Genomic DNA, 7,958 nt, shown 5'->3' with positions numbered 1-7,958 from the left:
GTGGCCAGCGCCAACGGTATCCATCTGCTGTGTCGTCATCGTCCATCCCTCTCACGGATACCGTCCGCTTACGGGATGATGCTCCTATGTTGGTCAAGCGGCGGTTATGTTGGGTGCAATCGGCTCGCGACGGAGGTGCGCAAAGATTTCGCGGGCGACGTAGCGTTTGAGGCAGCGAATAATCTCGGGCTTGCTCTTTCCCTCCGCCGTGCGGCGTTGCACGTAGTCGACCGTTGGCTGATGGCCTCGCATGCGCGTCACGACAACCCTGTAGAGTGCCGCGTTAGCCTGTCGGTTACCGCCACGGTTTAATCTGTGCCGTTGGGTCTTCCCGCTGGATGCGGGGATCGGGCATACTCCGCACAGTTTGGCAAATGCCGCTTCCGAGCGGATACGATCATGGTTATCACCAACGAGAAGGAGCATCTCTGCTGCGGTGCCGCTCCCGATCCCATGCACCTCGACCAGGTCAGGAGCACGCGCGCGGGTGAGCGCCTCTAGATGAGCTTGATGGACCTTGATTTCGTCGTCGAGCGCAAGCCAACGCTGGGCGAGCGCCCGCAGGCCGGCCTTGGCCGAGGCGACAGTCGAGACGATCGGTCCTGGCCGCAAGGCGGCGAGATGTCGGATGAGCATCATCTTGCCGCGCAGGAGTTCAAGCCGCTCACGCAAGGCAGACGGGATGCCGACAATCAGGGCCTTGATTGCCAGCATGCTCTGGCTCCGTGCCTTGACCGCGGTATCACGGGCCACCTTGAGATGGCGGATCATCTCCACCGTGCTCGTGCCCGATTTAGAAAGACCGGTCGCCTGGCCGCCGAGGACCGCCCGAGCAGCCGCCTCGGCATCGATCGGATCACTCTTACCCCTCTGATGTCGCAGTTGCCGGTCGGAACGGTTGACCTCGATCACGGTATGTTCCTGCACGCGCAGGAACCGCGCGAGGGCCGCTCCGTACGATCTAGTGCCCTCGATGCTGAAGGCCCTGATGTTGCCGAACGAGCAGGCCCAAGCCGCGAGATCCCGATAGCCTTTTGCGTTTGTTGGAATGGTGATGGTGCCCAGGCGCATGCCGAGTGGGCTGACCGCCGCGGCAACATGGATGTGCTTATGAGTATCGACGCCGACGACAACCTCGGCAGCAGCAGTCTGGTTCATGGCAGGAGACTCCGAGTGGGTTGCGGAGCCTGACGGTCGAACGAGCGGACAGGACTGTGATGGGACCAAAGCTTCAAACTCCTATGAGGTCACGTCTCGCCCGACCGACAGGCGCTGTCTGGAAGGCCGACAAATCATCCCTAAGACACGAGGTCAGTCTCATTCAGGGTCAGGCAAACCAGGCAGCCCATACAAACTCACAGTCTCATTCAACTGTGTAGCGGAGGATTCCGCCCCTGATGGGGGTCAATACTCGGAGCTTGGTCGCCCTTTGCTGCCTCCGACTTAGGGGTTTCCGCTTTCAATCGATCCCAAAGTGCCGCTCGATAACGCTGATCGGACGCACTGCAGCAACGCTCGCAGCCCCCGCTCCGCCGAAACTTGGTTCCGCCGCAGACTGTGCAAGCAATTATAAGGATCATTGACGTTCCACCCCGTCTTTTCCTTAAGCGGAACTAGGGCGGGCGGATGTATCTGGCGATTGGTGGGCACGCCGAATGCGGCGAGCTTCGCGTTGGCCGCCGCCTCTACGTGTCGCTTCGTTCCGCTTCAACGGCTCGGGAGTGCGCTGCCAGCGCATCACCGAACACCGTTACCGCCTCGTCTGCTGACATGGGAGCCATGGCCGCAATCATGCCGCCGGCAAGCGCAGCGGCAACCAAGGCGGGGTGGAATCCTGAGAAGGTGAACCGGCGAGTAGTTGGGATATTTTGCTCATGCGTTTGTCCCTGACGTTGACGCTCGTCAGAGCGAGTCCATACCGCTGACACCCTTCAATGGCCTTTATAGTATGAACGGTATGCTCGCAGTGTGAGCACCCCTGGTCGTGGAGGTCCGGACCGGCCCAAAGCGTAGACCGAAAATGGAATCTCAGCAGCGCAGCGCTTCATGCACAGACCACATAAAACGGCGCCGCTGCGGCCGACGATCAATCCGCGGCGGTGAAAATTGCGCGCGACCAGCATCCAATCATCCGAAGAAGGGCACTGTGATATGCTTTCCTCATCCACCGCGCCGTTCGTCTCCACTTTCCGCATAATGCCAACGACGAACGACGGGTATAATCTCACGAGCCACGAGAATACTCCCATAGTCTGAGATGTGGTCGTCATAACTGTAAAGCAGATGACCGTCCTTTTCAATCGGACAGCTGTTTCTCTTGGTTGAACACAGCACGCTAGTGGGATCAACGATTTTCAACCGACCGCTCCATTTCAACGACAGCCGTTTGATAACCTCTCGATAGACCTTTGTTCGCTCCATGTTGGCGCTAATCAATACCGAACAATAATCGTTGATCCGATGCCGAAATATTCGATTAACGATCGCGAGTGAAGTGCGCCGGCTTATGCATGACACCGGATCAGCGAGTGTGGGGTTGTCCATAACCAGGACAACGTTCTTACCCGCGCCTGTCATGTCGGCGACCATTTTGTCCAGCCCGCGGAAGACGATCTCGGAGTTCCGAGTCTGAGCAAGATCCTTCAGATACGGATCGGTGGTCTGGAACAGCGACCGGATCGCTGTGACCAGGACTACGACCTGTATGGATGGATTCCGAGCGACGGCGTTGGCGGCGACGACCGTCATGCGCTCGAACCCCTTATATTGCCCGGCATCGCTAATCACCGGTATCGGTGCGCCTGCGGCTGCGGCACCGCCGATGAACATCCATCGCTCGTGATCAGAAGACTCTTTCACGAGGCCAGGAAACAACGCCGCTGCCTTCGAGTCACCCAGTAAAGCGTAAACAGGCTGCCCTCTCCGGTCCGCGACACAGAATGCGATGCCACGTTTCTCGTTAGATGACATTCCGCACTCGTTGATCAGTTCCGCAGAGACGTTCCCGACCTGGTTGTCTGATACGTTCAGCTGATTGATCGCTCGAGCAGGAACGCCATCGTGCTGGCGGATGGCTAGACCACCAAACCCGATCGTCGCTAAGACAGCGCAGAGAGCTGGTGCCACCATCCATCCGTGCAGGTGCCTGACGTTCCTCTCGACAGCTGCGTAGGTTAGGTAGGCCAGAATGAACGACAAACAGACTGCAAGCGTAGCGCCCGATGCAGGTAATGCGTCACCTTCCATAATCCGCAGGAATGACAATAACGGCCAATGCCATAGATAAAGGGGATAGCTGATCAGACCAATCGCCACTATTGCCCTGCGCGATAGAATAAATTTGTTGATTGCGGCATCCGGGCCAGCTGCGATTATCAGAAGCGCACCCGACGCTGGGAGCAATGCCGCCCAGCCGGGAAAATGATGGTCCGTCGACAACAAGACCACAGACGCGACGATCGCGGCGATTCCGATAGAGGACTTGAGGTTAGGGTAGGATACGAGTGTAACAGCGGAGCGCACGTTCCAGCGCGCGAGTCCGCAGCCCAGCATCAACTCCCAGAATCGCGAGACTGGCAGATAAAATGCAGCGACCGCATTTGTATATGTCAGATAAAGATTGATTGCAAAAGATATAGTTCCGACTACCAAGGTCAAGGTGAACAAATTCACTCGACGCCACATGAATAAGGTGAGAATCGGCCAGACCAGGTAGAACTGCTCCTCGACCCCTAGCGACCAAAGATGAAGCAGTTCCTTGTTGTTGGCTGCGCTGTCAAAATATCCAGTCTGAACCCACAACAGGAAATTGGAGGAAAACAAAGAGGCCGCGACGACACTTTCTGCGAGGTCTTTGTACTCCGACGATATCAGTACAAAGTAGCCTATTACCAAAACCGCGCAGCAGACAATGATAAGGGCAGGAAGAATTCTTTTCGCGCGTCTGACGTAGAAGTTCAAAAGGCTAAAGTTGTCTCTCTCCAGCCCCGTATAGATGATTGTACCGATGAGGAAGCCGGAGATCACGAAGAAGACGTCCACGCCCACGAAGCCACCAGGCACTAGCGTAGGATACGCGTGATATCCGACCACGGCGACAATCGCCATAGCGCGAAGCCCATCGATATCCGGCCGATAGGAGGCGTGGTTAGACGTCATCTCAAATGAGTTCTCTTGCGATAGGAGGCAAACCGAACAACTGCGTACCGGCCGAAAGCTTCCCACGAGGCGGGCTTCACGCCGGGATGGCATCGGTCAGTCAACAGAACGGAAGAACACCCGAGGTATCGCTGCCGATGGGCGGCCGCTGGCCGCTTCACCGCATGTGTGATGCCGAATTCGCTCGCGGCCCGGCCTCGGAAACAGGCTACTGATCTTCTCAAGCGGCCTCACGATTACCCTCCACGGCGGCTAGATGGATGATCTGGAACCATTGCAGCAGGACGAGTCTTAGTATCGTCCGTCACGGTGAAGCGATTCCAGCCGCTGGTGGAATAGTGCGAGCCGTCTTCGGCAACAGCGTAGACGCGCCAAGCGAACCGATCGGCATCATTCAGGGGTACCACTATTGCTGTCAAGTCGGTGTAACCTGAGTAGACTTCGTTGGAGTTGCCGCCCCTCATCTCCCGCAGTTCAACGAAAAAGCGGGTAGCACTGGGTTCCGGCGGCGCAAGCCAGACCAACTCTACGTCACGATTAGGTGTCAGCACCGCGTCCGTACCGACCGGATATGCGGCCAGAGGGGGCGCAAAGCGCTTCGAGGTCGAGTAGTTTATCTCTCGCTTGAGATCCCTCCGCTTTGCGTCCGCCGCCGGTATAACGGCACTCGCTATGCCATACCATTGTTCGGCCACGTCTAAATTTTGCGGCACTCCGTCGCCGGTCTCATAGAGTTGCCCGATGTTGAAGGCGGCCCGGGTATGGCCGCGGGCGGCGGCGCGAGAGTACCAAGATGCCGCCTTTGAGGCGTCGTGGACTATGCCCCGCCCACTGTCATACATAACACCGACATTGAACTCCGCAGTTGGCAAACCGGCTGTAGCCGCGCGCTCATAATAGGCGAAGGCCCGTGTTGGATTGGCTTCCACGCCTGCGCCAATATCGTAAAGGAGCCCGAGGTCGAATTGGGCGCGTGCATCACCCTGTTCCGCCAGCTGCGACCAAATCTTGAGGGCGTCCTGAAATCGGCCGGAATCGTAAGCTGCCTGACCATCGGAGACTGTGGCGGCGGCTGCGTATGCTGGCCAGGCGGCGACGGCCAAAACCAGCAGACCGAGGTGGCTTAGCGCCACGTGATCTCGACACGTCGGTTACGCTGCTCCGCGACCCCCTGCAGAGTGGCTATAGCGGGCTCCGTCTCGCCTGTCGCAAGAACCTGAAAACGATCTGCAGGGATCCCACGTGAAATTAGTGCTATAAGCACCGTGTCAGCTCGACTCTGCGACAGAAGAAGATTGGCTTCGGCAGGACCCGTGGTATCGGACATTCCCTTAACGATCATGACGATTGGCTTGCCATCATTGTAAAGACGTGACGCTTGATCGAGTACCCTAGTCTCATCGGAGCGGATCGCGCTGCTGCCGGTATCGAAATAAATGGAAAGGCTACTCGGGGCTTTGCTGGCGGCCGCATCTTGGGGTGTGCTCGTTGTCGACTGAGCAAAAGCTGTCGGAGAGCTCAAGATTGCTAAGAGAGAGAATGTCAGGCTCGACCTACTAATGTAGCTCATGGGAGTTCCTCGTGTTGGACTAAAGGTTAACTTCGACGGTTCCTGGTCGCGGCAGCGGTGCTTGCTTCAGCAGTTTAATGGCAGCATCGTGACCAGTCAGATCCTTTACTTTCTGAGCGACCAACTTCGCTCCACCGCTGTCGTCGGAGAAGAAGTATGTGACGCTACCCTCTTGGAAGGGCTGAGTATGGTTATCCCGACTGACCACATCAACAGCTTGACTTTGTAGTTTCCGCAAGATTGCCGTCGCTTGCGAGACCTCGTCAGGAATTTTCGAAGAATAGTTGACATAGACGTGAAGCGCTGTGCCTTCGGGAAGAGCATCAACGTTTAGGAAGGCCGTTGCAACTTCAGACCGGCCAAGCGGCGTTGGCATTGATGGGTGAGGCGGGACCAGAAGTAAACGCACAGGCTTCGCGGCTACGACGGGCGCTGGACCTACTCTAACCGCATGAGGAGGCGCACTGGGTGTTCCCTGCTGCCAACTTTTAGACCAGTCGAGCAGCGCTTTCGGCGGCGTGGGCACGGGCTGAGGGGGAAAAGCCGTGGACGCTATAGTGGCCGCGTAGGGCTCTTTGGGGGGCGCTCTGTCCAGCTGCCCGATATCCGCTCGATCGGAAGTGGTTTGAGCTTCGAACGATGAAGTGTCTGACCGATGCGCCTTAGATACCGGAGCAAGCGGGCGAGGTGAAGATATCGCCGCAACCGCATTGCTGGCGATGTCGTACGTGGGCTTAGAGCGACTTGTTTGGCTAAGGCGTGAGACAGGTCTTACGCTCGAGTATAATAGGAATGACGTTGTGGAAATTGCTAACAGGAGGCCAAGCGTGATTGAGCGGACGCCGATGCGCGTCACCATGACCGGTCGCCTTACCCGACCGTTCCGGCCGCGTTGTGCCTGACGGAGCCGTTCCAGTTGGTCGAGCAGTTTCTTTGATTCGACAGCGTCGTCTGCTCCCGACGCGAGGTAATTAGCCTGCGAAACCAATTCACGCAGCCATATCGTTTTCTCTCGTTCGTGAGGATCCGTGCTGAAACTGGGTGCAGCACGCTCGTTATGCGAAGGTGGGTAGCCCTTAGGCATTCTGCACGGCTCCCCTGCATAGAGCCGACCGAGACTTGCCCCGCGTCGGCTCTCTTTGCGTGCCCACAATCACAGCCGCGCTTGCGCTGATATCGAAATTTGCTCTTCGGGTCCGCACATCGACTTATCCTTTTGGCTAATAGGCAAAATTGCAATCAGCCTTTTTCGGTATCGCGACTATCGCACATCCCATCGTGCGTCCTCCCCTGGCTAGACTACGGGGTTCGTCCCCTTCTAGATGCGCGGATCCGTTGCTGGAGCGGGATTTCGCCGCGGCGCTAGGCTCATCTGTGGACGCCCCCGGAGAAGCAAGAAGATTCTTGCCTTCTGACGCGTGGTTGGGTCTCATGAGCCTCGAACCAGCTTCCTTTTAGCAGCTCTTGAACCAATTGGCGTTCAAGCCCGCGTGGAGCGCGGTAGTCGATGCCTTCGGGCGCCGCTTGATGGCGGAGCTTGGCGTGCCGGAGGCGAGCGCCCATGCGTTTGTCCTGGCGATAAACGACTTCGCGATCGAGGAGCATGGCGAGCCACTCGCTGTGCTGTAGGCCGGCCGCCTCAAGGTCCGTGATGAGTTCCGAGAAAGCCTTGGCCATGCCATGTAGGCCCAAGGCGTTGAGCTGAGCGAGAGTGGGGTGGTTCAGCATATTCATCTTTCCTTCAGTGGTAATATCGAGAGCCACGGATGTTGATGTGCTCGATCTCAAGCTCGGACTGTGGAGCGGACCCGCGCAGGTGCTGCGCGGGCAGGCCGTCGAGCTTCTTGTCGAAGATCGAGCGGACCGGCCCGTAGGCCCGAGCGCCAATTTCCAGGGCGCGTAGGCACGCCGCTTCGACCCGGGACGCGCCGAAGCTCCTAGCCAAGCCAACGATCCCGCGACAGGAGCGGGAGCCCTGCTCGGGATGAGGCCGATCTTCGAAGATCAACTGACAGAGGAGCTCGACCGACGGCCCGATGGCGATCGCTTCCTGCATGATCCTCTCAATCGTCCAATCCTTATGACGGCGGTGGCTGGAGGGCATGTGGTCGGCGACGGTGGCATTGTCACATTAATTGGAAGAGGACGCATCTGAACGAAGCGCGCGGACTGAAAGCCGATCATGCCGCATTCCGCGCATAGGTCTCCTCCTGCCAAACCTCGAAAGTCA

General features: G+C 57.8%; 6 protein-coding genes and 1 pseudogene. All 7 read right to left on the bottom strand.

What is annotated here, in order from left to right; genetic code table 11:
• Window positions 1–93: 93 nt before the first annotated feature.
• Window positions 94–1,158: an IS110 family transposase gene (locus tag GSQ92_RS25615; RefSeq protein ID WP_159014396.1), complete on the bottom strand. Its 1,065-nt coding sequence runs from the start codon at window positions 1,156–1,158 to the stop codon at window positions 94–96.
• A gap of 1,002 nt (window positions 1,159–2,160) precedes the next feature.
• Complete coding sequence (locus tag GSQ92_RS25610; protein WP_256367132.1) at window positions 2,161–4,158, bottom strand: acyltransferase family protein; 1,998 nt, start codon at window positions 4,156–4,158, stop codon at window positions 2,161–2,163.
• 236 nt (window positions 4,159–4,394) lie between these two features.
• Window positions 4,395–5,261: a tetratricopeptide repeat protein gene (locus GSQ92_RS25605; RefSeq protein ID WP_159014392.1), complete on the bottom strand. Its 867-nt coding sequence runs from the start codon at window positions 5,259–5,261 to the stop codon at window positions 4,395–4,397.
• Between the two features lie 20 nt (window positions 5,262–5,281).
• Window positions 5,282–5,728: an OmpA family protein gene (locus tag GSQ92_RS31920; RefSeq protein WP_159014390.1), complete on the bottom strand. Its 447-nt coding sequence runs from the start codon at window positions 5,726–5,728 to the stop codon at window positions 5,282–5,284.
• A 19-nt stretch (window positions 5,729–5,747) separates the two neighbouring features.
• On the bottom strand, window positions 5,748–6,104 hold the full coding sequence (locus GSQ92_RS25595) for a hypothetical protein (RefSeq protein ID WP_159014388.1): 357 nt from the start codon (window positions 6,102–6,104) through the stop codon (window positions 5,748–5,750).
• Between the two features lie 992 nt (window positions 6,105–7,096).
• Window positions 7,097–7,405 (bottom strand): ATP-binding protein, encoded by a 309-nt coding sequence (locus tag GSQ92_RS31915; protein ID WP_216856949.1) that lies wholly within the window; start codon window positions 7,403–7,405, stop codon window positions 7,097–7,099.
• Window positions 7,406–7,469: 64 nt separating this feature from the next.
• A pseudogene (locus GSQ92_RS25585) lies at window positions 7,470–7,853 on the bottom strand (IS21 family transposase); the annotation flags it as partial.
• Window positions 7,854–7,958 lie beyond the last annotated feature (105 nt).

This window comes from Acidisoma sp. S159, from assembly GCF_009766125.1.
In the GTDB taxonomy this organism is placed as follows: Bacteria; Pseudomonadota; Alphaproteobacteria; order Acetobacterales; family Acetobacteraceae; genus Acidisoma.
This window is presented reverse-complemented; position numbering and strand designations above follow the sequence as displayed.

Coding starts and splice junctions, on each gene's coding strand:
- GSQ92_RS25615 (WP_159014396.1), bottom strand. CDS start 1,158: ATGAACCAGACTGCTGCTGCCGAGGTTGTCGTCGGCGTCGATACTCAT.
- GSQ92_RS25610 (WP_256367132.1), bottom strand. CDS start 4,158: ATGACGTCTAACCACGCCTCCTATCGGCCGGATATCGATGGGCTTCGC.
- GSQ92_RS31920 (WP_159014390.1), bottom strand. CDS start 5,728: ATGAGCTACATTAGTAGGTCGAGCCTGACATTCTCTCTCTTAGCAATC.
- GSQ92_RS25595 (WP_159014388.1), bottom strand. CDS start 6,104: ATGCCAACGCCGCTTGGCCGGTCTGAAGTTGCAACGGCCTTCCTAAAC.
- GSQ92_RS31915 (WP_216856949.1), bottom strand. CDS start 7,405: ATGGCCAAGGCTTTCTCGGAACTCATCACGGACCTTGAGGCGGCCGGC.